The sequence below is a fragment of the Arcobacter sp. CECT 8985 genome (assembly GCF_004116495.1).
Taxonomy (GTDB): Bacteria; Campylobacterota; Campylobacteria; order Campylobacterales; family Arcobacteraceae; genus Malaciobacter.
In genome coordinates, this window is the sequence record NZ_PDKC01000028.1 from 15,746 (window position 1) to 34,187 (window position 18,442).

An 18,442-nucleotide genomic window follows, 5' to 3' on the forward strand; every position below is an offset into this window, starting at 1 on the left:
CAAAAATATAAAATCAACAAGGAGATTAAATGAAGAAACTTGCTACAGCTGCTATTATAGGAGCATTAACACTTCCAGCATTTGCTGCAGAATTTATTACTATTGGTACAGGTGGAGTTACAGGTACATATTACCCAACAGGTGGGGCTATTTGTAGACTAGTAAACCAATATAAAAAAGAGAGTAAAATTAGATGTTCTGTAGAATCTACTGGTGGTTCTGTATATAATATCAATACATTAAAAAACGGTGAGTTAGATTTTGGTATTGCTCAATCTGACGTTGTTTATCAAGCATCAAAAGGTACTGGTAAATATAAAGGTAAAGCAGTTAAAAAATTAAGATCTGTAATGGCAATATATCCTGAGTTATTAACTTTAGTTGCAAGAAAAGATGCAAATATCAATAAACTTATAGATATTAAAGGTAAAAGAGTTAATTTAGGAAATCCAGGTTCTGGCAATGAAGCTACTGCATTAGATTTATTTAAATATAGTAATATTAAAAAATCTGATTTAGCATTAGCAGGTGCATTAAAAGCTTCAGAAATGCCTGATGCATTAAGAGATAATAAAATAGATGCATACTTCTATATGGTTGGACACCCAACTGCAAATATTAAAGATGCTTCAAATTCTGTTGATGTAAAAATTGTTCCTTTAGAAGGTAAAAATGTTGATAAACTAATCAAAACTCACCCTTACTTTGCAAAAGCAGACGTTCCTGGTGGAATTTATAAAGGTAATGATAAACCAATTCCTACATTTGGTGTAAAAGCTGTATTAGTTACTACTACTGATGTAAGTGAAAAAGCTGTTTATACAGTTGTTAAAGCAATTTTAGAAAACTTTGATACATTCAAAAAATTACATCCAGCATATGCTAACATTACTAAAAAATCATTATTAGATGGTTTAAGTGCTCCTTTACATGAAGGTGCTAAAAAATACTTCAAAGAAGCAGGTCTATTATAATAGAAATTTTCGAAAGCTTTATGCTTTCGAAAACTACATTTTGTCATATTTCATTTAAATTATTCATACTTGTATGAACTATGACAACATTAAATTAATAAGGTATTTATATGATAGAAAAAGATAAACATCATACACTCGATGAACTAGAAGTCGAGCAAGCAGATGAAACGGAAAATATTGTAAATGATTTAGAAGGGCAAAGGGTTTTCGGAAGAGAACACTTTGAATTTTGGCTAATCTCTGCAATTGCATTGGCTTGGACACTATATCAATTATACATTGTAATTGAACCTGTAAATTCTACAATTTCTAGATCAATTCACTTAACTTTTGCATTAGTATTATCATTTTTAATATATCCAATGTTTAGAAAAAAATATTTTTTACAAAAGATTAGATGGTTTGGATATACATTTGCAACTTTAGGTCTTTGTACAGCTGGATATATAGCATTTTTCTATAATGATTTGGCATTAAGACCAGGTGATTATAATATAATTGATATTACAGTTGCAGTTTTCGGTATGCTAATTTTATTAGAAGCAGGAAGAAGAGTTTTAGGTTTTGCTCTAAGTTTAATTGCTATTGTTTTCTTAGCATATGATGTTTTAGGACCTTATATGCCTGAATTAATTATTCATAAAGGTGCTAGTTTAAATAAACTTGCAGGACATATGTTTTTAACAACTGAAGGTATATTTGGTGTACCATTAGGTGTTTCTACTGGGTTTGTATTTTTATTTGTACTTTTTGGATCTTTATTAGATAAAGCTGGTGCTGGAGAATATTTTATTAATTTAGCATTTGCTTTACTTGGCAAATATAGAGGTGGTCCAGCAAAAGCTTCTGTTGTGGCATCTGGATTTACTGGTATTATGAGTGGTTCTTCTATTGCAAATACTGTTACAACTGGTACTTTTACAATTCCTTTGATGAAAAAAACTGGATTTAGACCAGAACAAGCGGGAGCAGTTGAAGTTGCTGCTTCTACAAATGGACAATTAATGCCTCCTGTTATGGGTGCTGCTGCGTTCATTATTGCAGAATTTCTGGCACTTAGTTATACTGATGTAATTTATGCAGCATTTATTCCTGCATTTGTTTCATATTTTGCACTATTTTATATAGTTCACTTAGAAGCATTAAAATTAGGATTAAAAGGTGCAAAAAAAGAGGATTTACCTCCAAAATTTCAAACTTTTATAAAAGGTATTCACTATTTAGTTCCTATTTTCTTCTTACTTTATACCTTAATGATTTTAAGAGAAAGTGCAGCAAGTGCTGCTTTTAACGCAATTTCATTACTTATGGTACTTATGATTGTTCAACATCCTTTTAGAGCTATTTTATATAAACAAAAGATAACTAAAGAGGTTTGGGTAAGTGGATTTGTAGATATTTTAGCTGGATTTATTAGTGGAGCTAAAAATATGATTCCTATTGCAGTTGCTACTGCACTTGCTGGTATTGTTGTTGGTTCAATTACATTAACTGGACTTGGTCAAGTATTATTAGAAGTAATTGAGACTATTTCAGGTGGAAATATATTTATTATTTTATTACTTGCTGCATTTGTATCTTTAATCTTAGGAATGGGATTACCAACTACTGCAAACTATATTGTAATGGCATCATTAACAGCACCAGTGATTTTATCACTTGCACATGATAATGGATATTTAATCCCATCAATTGCAGCACACCTATTTGTATTCTATTTTGGTATTCTAGCAGATGATACACCACCTGTTGGACTTGCTGCGTATGCTGCTGCTGGTATTGCAAAAGCAGACCCAATTAAAACTGGTATTCAAGGATTTAAATATGATATAAGAACAGCAATTTTACCATTTATGTTCTTCTTTAATCCAGATTTATTATTAATTTCTGGAGTTGATGCATTAAATCCAGCAGATCCTCATGGATGGATTTGGATTACTAATCCATTTAGAATAGCAGAAATTTTTACAACTGCATTTATTGGAATGATGGCATTCTCATGCTTTACACAAGGTTATTTTGTTACATGGACAAATATAATTGAGAGATTACTTTTCTTAGTTGTTGTTCCATTTATGTTCTTACCTGAACTTATGGCAAAACATTTATCTTTACCTACATATCACTTATCTTATATGATTGGTATTGGATTATTTGTATTAATTTATATATTCCAAAAAGCTAAATTAAAAGCTAATAATACTTCAAAATACGAAGTTGAGATATAAAAATAAAAAGCGTAATTTGCGCTTTTTATTTAATAAAAGGTTTTTCGATTATATATCCATAACCTTTGTGAGAAACAATAAAATCTTCATCTTTAACTTTATCTTTTAATCTTTTCATAACTGTTCTAAAAGCAGAATCATTAGTATGAATATCGTTCCAAACTAATTTTTTAAATGTTTCTACTGAAACCACTTCACCAAAATTATCAATAAGTACTGATAAAATATCTGATTCTTTTTTTGATAACTTAACTATTTTTTCTTGATTATATAATTTATCATTTGCTTTATTATATGTATAAGTTTTATTTATTGTGATAAAATTATCAATTTTATACTCTTTTTTATCAGCAAGAACTTCATTCTTTGCTTTTTGAAGCATCTCCATCATATTATCTATATTTAAAGGTTTAACAAAATATCCAAGAACTCTAAGATTAATTAATTTTAATAAATCATCTTCATTTTTATGTGCACTAACTATTATGAATCTTTGATTTGAAACTAAACTCAAAATATCATCAATCATTTCAATACCATTTTTATTTGGCATTTTTATATCTGTGAGGACTAAATCAAATGATTTATTTAAATTATAATTTTCTTTAAATTTCTTACTGCCCTCTTCTCCATCACAAGCAACTACTACTTCATCAAAAATTGTATTTAAATAAAAAGATAAAGTTTTTCTTGCTAACTCTTCATCTTCAACTAATAGAACTCTTGTATTCATATTATTCATTTTTATCTTCCTAATACTATATTATATTTTGAGATTAAAATAATAATAACAAATTTGCTCTTTAAATTGGTAAAATAATTGTAAATTTAACACCATTGTTTATATTTTCTACGTATATTTGTCCATTCATGTTCTTTTCTATAATTGTTTTTGCCATATAAAGTCCAATACCTGTTCCTTGGTATTCAAACTTTGTTGTAAAATAAGGTTCAAACATTCTATCTAAAACTTCATCTTCAACTTCACCACAATTATTACTTAGTTCGATCATTACATCTTTTTGTCTCAATGTAACATTTATATCCAATGTAGGAGAGAAACTCTGTTCTTTTAACTTGATAATTGCTGCTTCACTTGCATTATTTAAAATATTTACAATAACTTGTTGAAATTCATTTTGGAAACCAAAAATATCTTTTTTGTCTCCTGAGATATTTACATTTATATTTGCTTTTTCAATCTGACCTTTAACAATTTTTATGCACCCTTCAATTGAACTTTTTAAATCAAAAGTCTCTTTTTCTTTTGTTGGTTTATAAAAGTTTCTAAAATCATCAATTGTTTGAGACATATAATCAATTTGCACTTTTGCACTTTTTATTGATTCATTCAACTCTTCTTGAGTAAATTTACCATAATTATCCCTAATAAAATAAACAAGTAAATTGATGTTATTTAATGGTTGTCTCCATTGATGTGCAATACTTCCTAAGACTTCTCCCATAGATGCTAATTTATTTTGATGTGCAAGCATTCTATCTTTTTGGACATTTTTTTCAACTTCATTTGCAATTTTTTGTTTTAACTCTTCTTCTGTTAATTTCATTCTTGTTATATCATTAATATAACCATATAAATGAGTAACCTTACCAAAGTGATCTTTTAATAAAATTGTTCTATTAAATACCCATCTTAAAGAACCATCTTTATCTTTAACTCTGTATATTTTTACAAAAAATTTATCATCATTTTCAATAGCTTCTTTTATCTCTTCTTTTAAAGACTCGATATCCTCGTCATAAACCACATCAAGATAATTAATACTATTTGAAAATTCTTCAATTTCATACCCATAAGAATTAATACTTTTTGATACATAATCAACACTTAGATTCTCATCATTATTCCATTTAAAAATAACAATTCGTCCCATTTCAACAAGAACTTCAACATTATTTAATTCATCAGCCAATCTTTTTTTCTGATCAACATCCATTGACATCATCAACATTCTATTTGATTTTTGATTATTTTTAAAAGCTTTTCCTCTTACAAAAATCCATTTATAATGATTATCTATATTTTTTATTCTATATTCACATAAATAATGTTCTGTTTTTCCATCTATATGTTCATTAAACTTATAAATTACTTTTTGTCTATCATCTTCATGAATTAAATTTAGCCAATCATCAAAAGTTTGTATATCTCCTCTTGTATAACCAAACATCTCTAACCATTTATTTGAAAAGAATATTTTTTTTGTATCTAAATCTATATCCCAAAGTCCATCATTAGAAGCAATAATTGCTAATTCATATCTCTCTTTCCATTTTCTATATAAGGAGTTTTTTGTTTGCAACCTTCTATTGTAACGATTAAATAGTGTATTTACAAATCTTGCAAATGCAGTTGTCATAAATATCATAAATATTGCTATACAAATAATAATAAAAATATAAAGGATAAGTTTAGTGTTATACTCTTTTTTTATTTTTGCTATTTGAGAGTATATTTTATAACTTTTTACAGAGACTAAAAATTGATATTTTCTAAAATTATAAACATCATCTTTTTTATTTTTTATATTTATATATTTTGAAAAAACAACTCTATCATTTTTTAAAAGATTCTTTTCTGCAATCTTATGACCTTTTCCATAATAATTAAATACAGATTTGTTTTGGTAATCATAAAACCAAAAATAACTATCTTCATAAGCTTTACTTTTTGCAAGAATAGAATTAAAAATTGCTTTTCTTGTTAATACTTCCATATCATCAATTTTTGAGAATGCTACTATTATCCATTTTTTTGAAGGTATTTTTTTTGAATAACTAAGTCTAATTTTTCTTCGTTGATTATCTATCCAATATATTAAGTTTTCATCACCCATATAAATTATATTTCTTAGCATATGTACTCTAAAATAATCGTTTTTCATTTGAGAGTTTGTTAATTCTTGAAGATGAGTAATTACTTTTTTCCCTCTTAATATTTTAAAAGTTTTATAATTAAATATTACAAATTCAATATTTTTACTCTTCTCAAACTTAGTTAATACGTTTGAAATATCTTTGTATTTTACTTGATGATTGTTTGAGTTTAAAGCTTTTATATGTCCATTGATTTCAAATACACTTCTATTTAAAATATTTTCAATAGAATCAAAACTTGCACTTGCATTATATTTTATATCATTTATATAAGATTTTAAAATATTTTTTGTTCTATACTTATCTTTTTGCATAAGTAGTTGTATTTGATTACTCTTTTTATAATCAAGCACCAAAGAAACTATAACACTTGAAAGAATTGCAGTGATTATTACAAAAAGCAAAGGAGTTAATATAATATGTTTTTTTATATCACTTAAAGTATTAAATCTTTTTCTTGAAAAAAGCATTAATAATATACCCTAGCTAAATACAAGCCATATGGGCTTGCTGGTGTTTTATATATATGTTTTTTTTTCTTTAGTTGTAAAAGTAAATCTTCTTTTGTTAATTTACCATCATTTATTTTTAATAAAAAACCAACCATTAGCCTTATTTGAGATCTTAAATATGAGTTTGCAACAAATTTAAATACATAGATATCTTTATATTTATAAAATGAAGTATCAAAGATTTCTCTTACTAGATTCTCTTTTGCACTTCCTTTTTTATGAAAATATTCAAAATCATGAATTCCAATAAATAGCTTTATTGCCTCTTTAATTTTATTTTCATCTATATTATCAATTGCTGTTAAATATTTAGAATTAAAAGCAGTTGGTTTTGTTGTTAAAACATATCTATAAACTCTTTTTTTTGCATGAAATCTTGAATGAAATTCATCACTAACAAAATTTATTTTATTTACCCTAATAGATAAAGGAAGATGTCTATTTAAAATCTGTTTTAATTTGTCTAAATTAGTCCAATAATCTGGCAATACTGCATTAAAAACTTGACCTGTTGCATGAACATCTTTATCAGTTCTTCCACTTAGAATTATTTTACTATTAATATTAATTACTTTAAAAACTTCTAAAATTTTATCTTCAACACTCAACCCATTTGGCTGGGTTTGAGAACCTTGGTAAAGTGAACCATCATAAGATATTACAAATTTTGTATTCATTTTAATATAATTTTTTTGTCATTTTTGAATATAAATAATATGTACCTAAAATCCAAATAGGAGGAGCAATAAATAAAGAGTATAACTCTACATTTTTTGTAAGGTATTTTATAATTACATAGTAAATTACCACAGCAATTAAAGATAACCCAACTGCCCTATTTTTTTCATATCTTGGATTATAGTATCCAAATGCAGCAACTAAAAATAGTGAAATCAATGGAAATATTGATGTCAAAATATAAAAAGTAAAATCATCAATATCTTTGCCATTTGATAAATAATATTTCCAATAATCATATGATGTTGTAAATTTATACTCATTTTTATTAGTTATCGAATCATTTATAACCATTGTTTTATAATCAATTTGATTTAATTCATTAGGTTCGATATAAAATGCTTTCCCCTTTATTAAAATAAAGTTCAAATCTCCATCATCATTTTTTAATACTGCTTTATCAGAAATAATAAACTGATCAAGATTGTTTTGTGTTTTAAATAGTTTTACATTTTTATATTTTTTTCCATTTTTTTCATCTATATAAATTAGCCAATCACCAAATTTTTGTCCAAACTCAGAAGCTTTAATATTGAAATTTGCCTCTTTTTGTTTCTTTTGTAAAAAAGTATCCATTAAATATTTTGTCTTTGGAATTAAACCAACTGAAACAATCATTAAAGCAATTGATAAAAAAAGTGTTGGAAGAAAAAATATTTTTAAAATTTTCAAAGGGTTAAGTCCAAAAGATGTAATTACTATTAATTCATATTCACTAGATAGTTTAGCAAGTGTAATAACTAATGAAATAAAAAAAGATATTGGCATTGTAAAAAATATGATTTTAGGCATATTATATGCATACAATTTTAAAAGTTCATATGCATCAATTGTAATTACTGATGTTAAAGATGCAATTTTCACTAAAAAGATAATTGAAGTGATAAAATATAAACCTAAAAAAATAGGTAAAAAGGATATTGATAGTTGTGAATACAAATAACTTTTTATTTTCAAGAAAAAACCTTTGATGATATATTAATAAAAAACTCAAATAAAAATCCTAGAACTAAAAAAGGAATAAAAGGTATTTGAGTATCTTTTTTTAAAATTAAATTATAAATTGATGGTATTATAGCAAAAATTCCCGCTAAAAATATAGCTACAATTCCTGCTTTTAATCCTAAAATAACTCCAATTAAAGCAACAATAGGAATATCCCCTTCACCTAAAGCTTTTTGAGTCTTTAAAGTTTCATCATTTAAAATATAGGATTTTATATTTTGTACATAAAAACTAAGAATAAAATCTAATAAAATAAAAAAGCCTGCAAAAATTGATGCATTTTTAAAAGATTCTAAAAAAGGATAATTTGTACAAAAAAATGATATTAAAAATGCAAGTAACAATAAATAATCAGGTACAGCTTTATACTCAAAATCAATAAATGACAATACTATTAAAATATAAAATAATAAAGAAAACAATATAAAATCAACAGAAAAAGAGAATTGTAAAAAAAGAAGAATACTTAATAATCCACACATAAATTCAACAGTGAAATATAAATAAGAAATAGAAACTTTACATGAAGAACACTTTGCTTTCAAAAACAAGTATGAAAGTAAAGGAATATTTTCATACCAGCTTATTGGGTGTGAACATTTTGGACAAGTTGAGTTTATTAATAAAGAGACCCTTTTAGGTAATCTATAAATTAATACATTTAAAAATGAACCAAAAACAACTCCAATAATAAAACTAAATACCACCAAATCGTCTCTCTCTATTTCTATAATCACTAATTATGTCATCTAATTCATTAGTAGAAAATTCTGGCCAATATGTATTTACAAAAAACATCTCTGCATACGCATTTTGCCAAAGTAAATAATTTGAAAGTCTTACTTCACCACTTGTACGAATAAGAAGGTCAACATCAGGAAAACCTGCAGTATCTAAGCAGTTTTCAAAATTTTGTTTTGTTACATCTAAATTATTTTTATTTAACTTCTTTATAGCTCTTAATATCTCATCTTGTGAGCCATAATTTAATGCTAATACTTGAGTAAGCCCCGTTGCTTCTTTTGTTGCTTCTTCTGTTTTATAAATAATTTCTTGTAAAGATTTTGAAAATTTTGAAATATCACCAATTGCTTTAAATTTTACATTATTATCTAAATATATATTTAATTCATTTTTTAAATATTTTTCTAAAAGTTTCATCAAAAATTCAATTTCTAACTTTGGTCTACTCCAATTTTCTGTTGAAAATGCATATAATGTTAAATATTTTATTCCAATATTATTACAATGTTTTGTAATTTCTCTAACTATTTTAGCACCTTCTTCATGTCCCGCAGTTCTTTTTAGGCCGCGTTCATTAGCCCATCTTCCATTTCCATCCATTATTATAGCAATGTGACTTGGTAACTGTTTTTTATTATTAATATCCATTAAACTCTTTTTTCAAACAATTTAAAAGTTCCATTGATAACTCAAATTTTGGTGCAGAAAAAGAAAAAGATTTATCTTTTAGTACTAATTCTATTTTATTATTATCTGAACCAAAGTTGTTGTTTTCATCTATAATATTTAAACACACACCATTGATTTTTTTATTTATCAACATTTTTTGTGCATTTTCATTTGCAACAGTTTGATCTAGTTCTGCTTTAAATCCAATTGAGATAATTTCACTTTTTTCTAAAGTATTTAAAATATCAATATTTTGCTTTAATTTCAAACTCCAAGAAGTTCCTATTAACTCTTTTTTTAATTTTCCTTCTTCTTTTATATTTGGTAAATAATCACTAACTGCTGCAACCATAAATAAATATGTTTTTTTATTTAAATTTTGTTTTTTTTCAATACTTAAGGAATCAACTAAACTTTCATACATATCTTCGCTTGATTGAACAGGTATAAGATTAATTGATGAAGGTAAGTTTTCATATCCTCTTGTTGAAACTAAAGTAACATTTGCACCTTTAAAATATAAAGCTTTTGCTAATGATGCTGCCATTTTACCAGAGGAGAAATTTGAAATATATCTTACATCATCTATTTTTTCAATTGTTCCTCCCCCACTTAAAACAACACTTCTATTCTCCCAATACTGCTCTTTTAGTAACTCTCTTGCTGTTACATTAAAAATCTCTTGAGGCTCTGCCATTGCTCCATCACCAACATCTTTACATGCTAATTCTTTTACTTGTGTATGTACAATTTTAAAATTTGATAATTTTAAATTTTCTATACTTTTTAAAGTTATAGGATTTGTAATCATATTCGTATTTGCTGCAGGTGAAAGAATCTTTAATTTTGGGTATGCTAATACAGTTTGAGTTAATAAATTATCTGCAATTCCATTACTTATTTTGTTTATTGTATTTGCACTAGCAGGAGCTATTACAAAAATATCTGCCCATTTTCCTATATCAATATGATTATAAGTTGATTGCTTATCCCAAGATTCATTATCTTCATCTAATACTTTATTTTGAGATATTGCTTCAAAAGTTATTGGATTAATAAATTTTTTTGCAGACTCTGTCATTAATACTTTAACAACTGCACCTGCTTTTATATATAATCTAATCAACTCTAAAGATTTATATATTGCAATAGAACCTGTAACTGCAACTAAGATTTTTTTATTTTTTAGTAACATAACTTTTTACTTTTTAAAAAATTTATAAAAATAGTCTTTTATTATTTTCATTGGAGCTCTATTAATTGCTAAAGAGCCTTTTTTTATATCTTTTGTTACACAAGTTCCTGCAGCTAAAATAACATCATCTTCAATTGTTACAGGAGCTACAAGTTGTGTATCTGAACCAATAAATACATTTTTCCCTATTTTTGTTTTATGTTTATTTACACCATCATAATTACAAGTAATTGTACCTGCACCAATATTTGTTCCTTCATCTATCTCACAATCTCCAAGATATGATAAATGCCCCGCTTTTACAGCAGTTAATTTTGCTTTTTTAGTCTCTACAAAATTTCCTATATGAGTATCAATTAGATGACTATTTGGTCTAATTCTAGCCATTGGTCCAACATCTGAATTTTGTAAAATTGAATCTTCTACAATAGAGTTTGCTTTTACAACTGAATTTACTATTTTTGTATTTCCCAATAAACACACACCATTTTCAAGAACTGATTCACCTTCTATTTGAACACCTTCTTGAATATATATAGTATCTGGTAATCTCATAATTACACCATTTTGCATAAATGCTTTTTTAATTCTATTTTGATGAATTACTTCAGCTTGTGATAATTCATATTTAGAATTCACACCTTTAAAATTTTCAACATTTACAACTAGTGGTTTTAATACTTTATTATCATTTATTGCAAGTTCAATTAAATCTGTAATATAGTACTCTTTTTGAGCATTATCATTTGATAATTTAGGTAAATACTCTTTTAAAAATTGTGTTTGAAAAAGATATACACCTGCATTTGCACTATTTACTTTTAATTCTTCTTCACTTGCATCTTTTTGTTCAACAATTTTTACAACATTTCCATCTTTTACAATTACTCTTCCATATCCATTTGCATCTTTTAAATTTAAAACTGACATTACAATTGTTGCATCAATATTAAACTTTTGTAATTCTTCAGATTGAATAAGTGGCATATCTGCATTTAAAACCAAAGTTTTTTCATACTTTGGTTCAATATTCATAACGGCCCCACCAGTACCTGGATAATTTTCATGATCTTGAATTACAAAATTTATATTTTCAAAATATTTTTCAACTTCTTGTTTTACTTTTGAAGATTGATGATATAAAACAACAGTAATATCATCACTTAGTTTAGAAGCCTCTTTTATCGAGTAATATAACATTGGCTTACCAGAAATTTCATGTAAAACTTTTGGTTTTGAAGATTTCATCCTTGTACCTGCACCAGCTGCAAGTATAATTATTGATAATTTATTCATATTTATTTCCTATTTTAATGCTTCATTTATTTCTAATCTTAAATTTCTTATTACTTGTTTTATTGCACTAATCATCTTTGGATCAGTTATATTACCTTGTAATAATTTAGCTAAGTTTTTTTCTCTTTCTTTAAAAAACTTTGCTACTGAACGACTTTTTTTAGTGTAATTAAACATCAATACACCAGAAGCAATTAAAATTACTACTAATTTTGTATGCCCTAATATTGCTGCATAATTAAGTATTGAAAAACCTGCATAATCCACTGCATTCATATCTGCACCTGCAGCTATTAATAATCTTGCAATTTTATAATTACCTTTCCATTGAGTATGATGAAGAGCAGTTCTTCCTTGTTTATCTTTTATATTAAGATTTGCTTTTTTAGAAAGAAGTTTTTCTACAACCTCTATATCATCTGCAATAACAGCTTTGTGATATACAGTTCTTCCATCACTATCTGCAACATTCACATCAATTCTAAATTTTAATAAATAGACTAATCTTTCTAAAAATTGTTCTTTATCTCTAATCTTTTTTACTTTTAGACCATTATCAACAAGAACAGTTAAAGGAGAATTACCTTCATCATCAACAATATTAGGCTCTGCACCTGCACTAAAAAGAAGTTTTAATAAATCTAAATTATTATAACTAATAACATCAAAAATTATCGTTTTTCCATTTGAACGTGGTCTATTTAATCTTGGTCTATAACTTATCATTCGTTTTAATAAAGTAAAATAATCTTCTTCATCATCAATATTTAAATATCTTCTTGAGCTTGCTCTTTTATTATTTCCTTGAACAAGTACAATTTCACATAATTCATCAATTATTGTTTTTTCATGTATATCTCGGTGATCAATATCTGCACCTTTTATTAATAGATATTCAATCATAGGCATATTTTTTAATCCAGCAAAAATAGCTTCAAATAAAACTGTTCGGCCTTCTTTATCTTCTGCATTTATATCTGCACCTGAATCAAGTAAAAAATCAATTGTGTCATAATTTTTTCTCTCTACTTCTTTATAAAGTGCAGTTTTACCACTTTTATCAATTCTATTAACTGCAAGTCCATGCTCTATTAAAACAGAAGTTAATTTTAAATAATCATAATTTTTATTTATAAGTTTATAACGACCTTCTCTATTTTGTTTAGGATCTTTTAATAATGAAATTATTTTTAATATTTCATCTAAAATTGTTTCATTGTCAAGATTTTTAATATTAAGTTTTATTCCTTTTTCTAATAAAAGTTCGATCAATTCAATATTTGAAGCACCCATAATTACTGCATTAAACAATACGTTTTCTCTATGATCATCTGTGATATGAATATCACAACCATTTAGTACAAGAAATTTTGCTACTTCAGGTGAAGATTTTAAAGCAGCATAAAAAAGAGCAGTTTGTCCATTATTATCTAGTACATTTGGATCATCAATATTATTCATAACTTCTCGTACAATATTGAGATTTCCACCATCAACTGCATCAAAAAGAACAGTTTTGCCATAACTATCTTTTATATTCAAATCAGGATTATGTTCCATTAGAACTTTAAATACTTTATAATTTTCCTCTAAAGCTACATCTTGAAGTATGGTTCTTCCTGAACTATTTACATAATTTAAAGAAGAGCCATTATCAATTAAAAATCTAATCATTACTCCATCAGCACGCTCAACAGCCTCACTTAAAACTGTTTTTCCAAAATTATCCTCATGATTTATATCAATTCCATTTTTTATTAAAATTCTAATAGATTCAATTCTTCTTTTTTTAACTAGTGGAAACAATAAAGTTTGACCTTTATCATTTAATTTATGAATATTTGCTCCATTATCAATTAATTTTTGAACTTTATCAACATTTATATAATCTTTTAGTAGTTCTTTTTGAAAACTTTCTGTAACATTTTGTTTAAATAAGTTCAACATTAAGTTTTAGTCCTTGACAATTTGTTATGTAGTATTTTTTTACATTTTATCAAAAGTTTTATTAAAATCTTTTTCTATGTTTTGTAAACTTTTTTCTTTCAAAGTTTTTATTATTATTTCTTTTTTCATCAATTAAATTTGATTTTAATGACTTTTCTATAAAGTTATTAAAAGTTGCTCTTGTTATACTTGCTTTTACATTATCTGGAAATAATTCAGGTAATTTATATGACAACCAAAGATATAATGATATTTTTTTTACTTCATCCTCGACAAGCAATAAATCCCGATATGTTAATGCTTTTTTAGGTAACGTAATTGAAGGTTTATATCTTATTACCTTGTTTTTTATTATTGCTGCGATATATGAATCATATGCTTGTAAAATAATTGTTGATTTTATAGTAATAGGAGCTTGAGAAAGCATATATTTTTCTTCCATCTTTAAATTATTTTTTCTATCAAGTATCTTTGCAGCTTCAATCATAGAACCAATATTTGAAGCTATAAAAGGTCCATCAAAATACATATTTTCATTGAAAAATTTAAGTACTTTTGTTAATGAATTTGTCTTAATATGAGAACTTAATCCTTCCAATTGAGGAGCACTAATTTTTACTTTAAATGGTGGTTTTATTGTTTTTATTGGTTTTTCATACTCTTTTTGAATATGTTTTAAAGACTCCCTTGAAGTTGCACCTAAATAACCCTCTTCATGAAAACCATATCTTCCTGCTCTACCTGCTATTTGAATTATTTCATTAATATTTAATGTTCTTCTTGATATCCCATCAAATTTTTTATGTGTAGTAAAAAGAATTGTTTTAATAGGAAGATTTAATCCCATTGCAATAGCATCTGTTGCAATTAAAATATCACTTTGACCTTCTCTAAACTTTCGTGCTTCTTCTCTTCTTACTTCTGGTGATAAATTTCCATAAATAACTGAAACTTTATGAAATTTTTGCAATTTCTGTTTTAATCTTAACACATCAGTTCTACTAAATGCAATTAGTGCAGTGTGTGGTTCTAAATCTCTTAAAGAAGTGTGTTTTTCCATAAGATGAAGTCTATTTTTTCTTTGAAATTTAACAACTTCTAAATCTTCATTTAAATATTTTGCAATTTTTTTTACTGCATCTAATGCATTAACAGAACCTGTCATAATTATTTGTTTAGCAGGACAACCAATAATAGCATTTACCCATGCCCAACCTCTTTCATCATCATCTAACATTTGAACTTCATCAATTACTGCAACATCTACATCTAAATCATAATCAATCATCTCGATTGTTGAACACACATGTGCAGCATCTTCATTTAATATTTGTTCTTCACCAGTGATTAAAGTTGCATCAATATTTGAAGATTTCAAATCTTCAAAACCTTCTAATGCTAACAGTCTTAAAGGTGCTAAATATAATCCACTATTTGATTTTTTAAGTTCACTCATTGCGCTATGAGTTTTGCCTGAATTTGTAGGTCCAACAAAAAATTTCAATTTTCTTTTTAAACTTCTTGCTAGAGGAAATTGTGATTTTAGATCACAATTCAATAAATTTTGTAATTGTTTTTGCCAAGTATCTTTCATGTTGGTATTATAATGATTTAAATATAATATAGTATTAAAAACATAAGGTAAATTAATGGATTGTACATATTTTGGTAAATGTGGTAGTTGTACTTTATTTGATAAGTCATATGAAGAACAGCTTTTATTTAAACTAAATAGAGAAAAACAAAGATTTAGTGATTTAACAAATTTAGAATTTGATGTCATTAAAAGTCAAGAAAGTAATTTTAGAAATCGTGCAGAGTTTAGAATTTGGAAAAGTTTTAATGAACATGAGCAACCAACAATTTCTTATGCTATGAATGACTTTGATAAGAATGCATTAATAATTAACAAATGTCAAATTGTAAGTAGCCATATACAAAATGTTATGCCAAAACTTTTGGAAAAAATTCAAAAAAGAGATGTGTTAAAAACAAAACTTTTTGCATGTGAATTTTTAAACTCTAAAAAACAAGATATGCTAGTAACACTAATTTATCATAGAAAACTTGAAGAAGATTGGATAGAAGAAGCAAAAAAGTTAGAAAAAGAATTAAATATCAAAATAATTGGAAGAAGTAGAAAACAAAAAATTGTTTTGAGTCAAGACTTTATAGAAGAAGAACTAGTAATAGAGAATAAAACTTTCTATTTTGAATATAAAGAAGGTGGTTTTACTCAACCAAACACAAACGTTAATATCAAAATGATAGAATGGGTTTTAACAAAACTTGAAAAAAGCAAAACTGATCTTTGCGAATTATACTGTGGAGGTGGTAACTTTACTATTCCTTTATCTACAAAGTTCAATAAAGTTTTGGCAACTGAAATTTCAAAAACATCAATTAGATCTGCTTTAAAAAATTGTGAATTAAACTCAATTTCAAGTATTGATTTTATAAGAATGAGTAGTGAAGAGTTTGTAGAAGCATTAGAAGAAAAAAGGGAATTTAGAAGATTAAAAAATGTTGATCTAAAATCATATAATTTCTCTACAATTTTTGTAGATCCTCCAAGAGCAGGACTTGATGAAACAACAACAAACCTTATTAAAAATTTTGAAAAAATAATTTATATATCGTGTAATCCAGAAACTCTTCATAGAGATTTAATAGAACTTACAAAAACACACAAAATTGAAAACTTTGCATTATTTGATCAATTCTCTTATACAAAGCATATAGAAAGTGGTGTAATCTTAAAGAAACTTTAATTTTTTCTTAGATAAAATTTAAAAATGATGAAAGTATTGATAAAAGGGTAAATATGAGAATTAATACAAACACTGCTTCACTTATGGCACAAGAAGCAAATACTAATACAAATAGGAAACTTACAACTTCTTTAGAGAAGTTAAGTACAGGTCTTAGAATTAATAAAGCAAGTGATGATGCTTCAGGACTTGCAATTGCTGATAAACTAAGAACTCAAGCTAGTTCTTTAGGTCAGTCAATTTCAAATGGAAATTCTGCAATATCTCTAACACAAATTGCTGATAAAGCAATGGCAGAACAATCTAATATTTTAGATACTATTAAAAGTAAACTTATCCAAGCATCAACTGATACTACTTCAGATCAAGGTAGGGAAGCTATTGGAAAAGATATATCTAAACTTTTATCACAACTTGATAACATAGCAAATCAAACTAACTATAATGGAACTTCTTTATTACAAGGTGCTAGTGCTGGTTCTGCAGCAATTCAATTAACATTCCAAATGGGTGAAACAGCTGCAGATACTATTAGTACAACTCCGGGCGTAAGATCAAATGTTTCTGGATTAAGTTTAACTGATTTAAAAAATGCTGCTAGTGCAGGTACATCAGCAGCCGGCTTTAATGCTTCTGGAGCAAGAGGTTTCATGGATGATGTTGATAGTGCATTGAATACATTAAATAGCTGGAGAGCAGATTTTGGTTCTACTCAAAATCAATTAGAATCAGCAGTTAGAAATCAAATGACTCAAAAAACGAATATTAAAGCTGCTGAATCTGTAATTAGAGATGTTGATTATGCACAAGAAAGTGCAACATTTAATAAACAAAACATTATTTCACAAGCTGGTACTTATGCTATGAGTCAAGCAAATAATGTACAACAAAATATATTAAGACTACTTCAATAGATAGTTTTTAATATTTTTACCCTCTTAAAACCACTATAAAATAAGGCCTAGACATTAAGTTTAGGCTTTTTTTATAATTTATTACTAATTAAGCTAATTTTAAGAATTGGTATGTCATAATTCTTATGTAACTTGAAAAAAAAGGAATTAAAATGACAAAGCAAATTTCAATACCAAACAACATTTTAAAAATCCAAAAAAAGTTATGTACTTTTGAAAAAGGGTCTAGAAACTATATCAAATATAGTAAAATATTAGAAAAACATATTAAAAAAAATAATATGAAAAGAAGAGTTAATAGCAATATAAAAACTATAGAAGCTATTCAAAATATTAGTAAAAACTAAAATAAATAAAAAGAATAGGTATCAATTGATACCGAAGAGTAAAACTCTATGCTTGGTAAAACAAGAAGTGTTAATAGGCTCCCAGTGTCATGGGTAAATCTTTTAAAGATAAAAAGGATTTATTATGAGAATTAATACAAATGCTGCTTCATTAGTTGCACAAGAAGCTTCAACAAATACAACAAAAAACTTAAATAGCTC

15 protein-coding genes are annotated in these 18,442 nt (G+C 26.1%); 5 read left to right on the forward strand and 10 right to left on the reverse strand.

Translation table 11 applies throughout. From position 1 onward, the window contains the following. Positions 1–29 precede the first annotated feature (29 nt). Both CRU93_RS11165 and CRU93_RS11170 read left to right on the forward strand, forming a co-directional pair. Positions 30–974: a TAXI family TRAP transporter solute-binding subunit gene (locus tag CRU93_RS11165; protein WP_129104283.1), complete on the forward strand. Its 945-nt coding sequence runs from the start codon at positions 30–32 to the stop codon at positions 972–974. Between the two features lie 110 nt (positions 975–1,084). Beyond that, the gene (locus CRU93_RS11170; RefSeq protein ID WP_129104284.1) at positions 1,085–3,205 is read left to right on the forward strand and encodes a TRAP transporter permease; all 2,121 of its coding nucleotides are present in this window, start codon (positions 1,085–1,087) and stop codon (positions 3,203–3,205) included. Positions 3,206–3,230: 25 nt separating this feature from the next. On the opposite strand, the gene CRU93_RS11175 is transcribed toward CRU93_RS11170, so the two are convergent. The 10 genes from CRU93_RS11175 to CRU93_RS11220 form a co-directional block, all read right to left on the reverse strand. Beyond that, a complete protein-coding gene (locus CRU93_RS11175) occupies positions 3,231–3,947 on the reverse strand; it encodes a response regulator transcription factor (protein WP_129104285.1) in 717 nt (238 codons plus the stop codon). A gap of 61 nt (positions 3,948–4,008) precedes the next feature. After that, positions 4,009–6,573, reverse strand: a complete 2,565-nt coding sequence (locus tag CRU93_RS11180) for a PAS domain-containing protein (protein WP_129104286.1) — start codon at positions 6,571–6,573, stop codon at positions 4,009–4,011. Continuing rightward, the gene (gene truA / locus CRU93_RS11185; protein ID WP_129104287.1) at positions 6,573–7,292 is read right to left on the reverse strand and encodes a tRNA pseudouridine(38-40) synthase TruA; all 720 of its coding nucleotides are present in this window, start codon (positions 7,290–7,292) and stop codon (positions 6,573–6,575) included. The genes CRU93_RS11180 and truA overlap by 1 nt, the downstream gene beginning before the upstream one ends. 1 nt (position 7,293) lies before the next feature. Further along, complete coding sequence (locus tag CRU93_RS11190) at positions 7,294–8,310, reverse strand: LptF/LptG family permease (RefSeq protein WP_129104288.1); 1,017 nt, start codon at positions 8,308–8,310, stop codon at positions 7,294–7,296. After that, positions 8,307–9,095 carry an A24 family peptidase gene (locus CRU93_RS11195; RefSeq protein ID WP_258238905.1) on the reverse strand — a complete coding sequence of 263 codons (789 nt, stop codon included), beginning with the start codon at positions 9,093–9,095 and terminating at the stop codon, positions 8,307–8,309. The genes CRU93_RS11190 and CRU93_RS11195 overlap by 4 nt, the downstream gene beginning before the upstream one ends. Further along, positions 9,055–9,750 (reverse strand): di-trans,poly-cis-decaprenylcistransferase, encoded by a 696-nt coding sequence (locus CRU93_RS11200; RefSeq protein ID WP_129104290.1) that lies wholly within the window; start codon positions 9,748–9,750, stop codon positions 9,055–9,057. Before CRU93_RS11200 ends, CRU93_RS11195 begins: the two co-directional genes overlap by 41 nt. Further along, complete coding sequence (gene coaBC, locus CRU93_RS11205) at positions 9,740–10,966, reverse strand: bifunctional phosphopantothenoylcysteine decarboxylase/phosphopantothenate--cysteine ligase CoaBC (protein ID WP_129104291.1); 1,227 nt, start codon at positions 10,964–10,966, stop codon at positions 9,740–9,742. The genes CRU93_RS11200 and coaBC overlap by 11 nt, the downstream gene beginning before the upstream one ends. Positions 10,967–10,972: 6 nt before the next feature. After that, the gene (gene glmU, locus CRU93_RS11210) at positions 10,973–12,262 is read right to left on the reverse strand and encodes a bifunctional UDP-N-acetylglucosamine diphosphorylase/glucosamine-1-phosphate N-acetyltransferase GlmU (protein WP_129104292.1); all 1,290 of its coding nucleotides are present in this window, start codon (positions 12,260–12,262) and stop codon (positions 10,973–10,975) included. A gap of 9 nt (positions 12,263–12,271) precedes the next feature. Continuing rightward, positions 12,272–14,209: an ankyrin repeat domain-containing protein gene (locus CRU93_RS11215; RefSeq protein ID WP_129104293.1), complete on the reverse strand. Its 1,938-nt coding sequence runs from the start codon at positions 14,207–14,209 to the stop codon at positions 12,272–12,274. 61 nt (positions 14,210–14,270) lie between these two features. Next, positions 14,271–15,803: a helicase-related protein gene (locus CRU93_RS11220; protein WP_129104294.1), complete on the reverse strand. Its 1,533-nt coding sequence runs from the start codon at positions 15,801–15,803 to the stop codon at positions 14,271–14,273. Positions 15,804–15,858: 55 nt separating this feature from the next. On the opposite strand from CRU93_RS11220, the gene trmA reads away from it, so the two are divergent. The 3 genes from trmA (at position 15,859) to CRU93_RS11235 (ending at position 18,241) form a co-directional block, all read left to right on the forward strand. After that, positions 15,859–16,980 (forward strand): tRNA (uridine(54)-C5)-methyltransferase TrmA, encoded by a 1,122-nt coding sequence (trmA, locus tag CRU93_RS11225; RefSeq protein ID WP_129104295.1) that lies wholly within the window; start codon positions 15,859–15,861, stop codon positions 16,978–16,980. A gap of 53 nt (positions 16,981–17,033) precedes the next feature. Then, a complete protein-coding gene (locus CRU93_RS11230; RefSeq protein WP_129104296.1) occupies positions 17,034–17,894 on the forward strand; it encodes a flagellin in 861 nt (286 codons plus the stop codon). 152 nt (positions 17,895–18,046) lie between these two features. Beyond that, positions 18,047–18,241 carry a hypothetical protein gene (locus CRU93_RS11235; RefSeq protein ID WP_129104297.1) on the forward strand — a complete coding sequence of 65 codons (195 nt, stop codon included), beginning with the start codon at positions 18,047–18,049 and terminating at the stop codon, positions 18,239–18,241. The last annotated feature ends 201 nt before the right edge of the window (positions 18,242–18,442 follow it).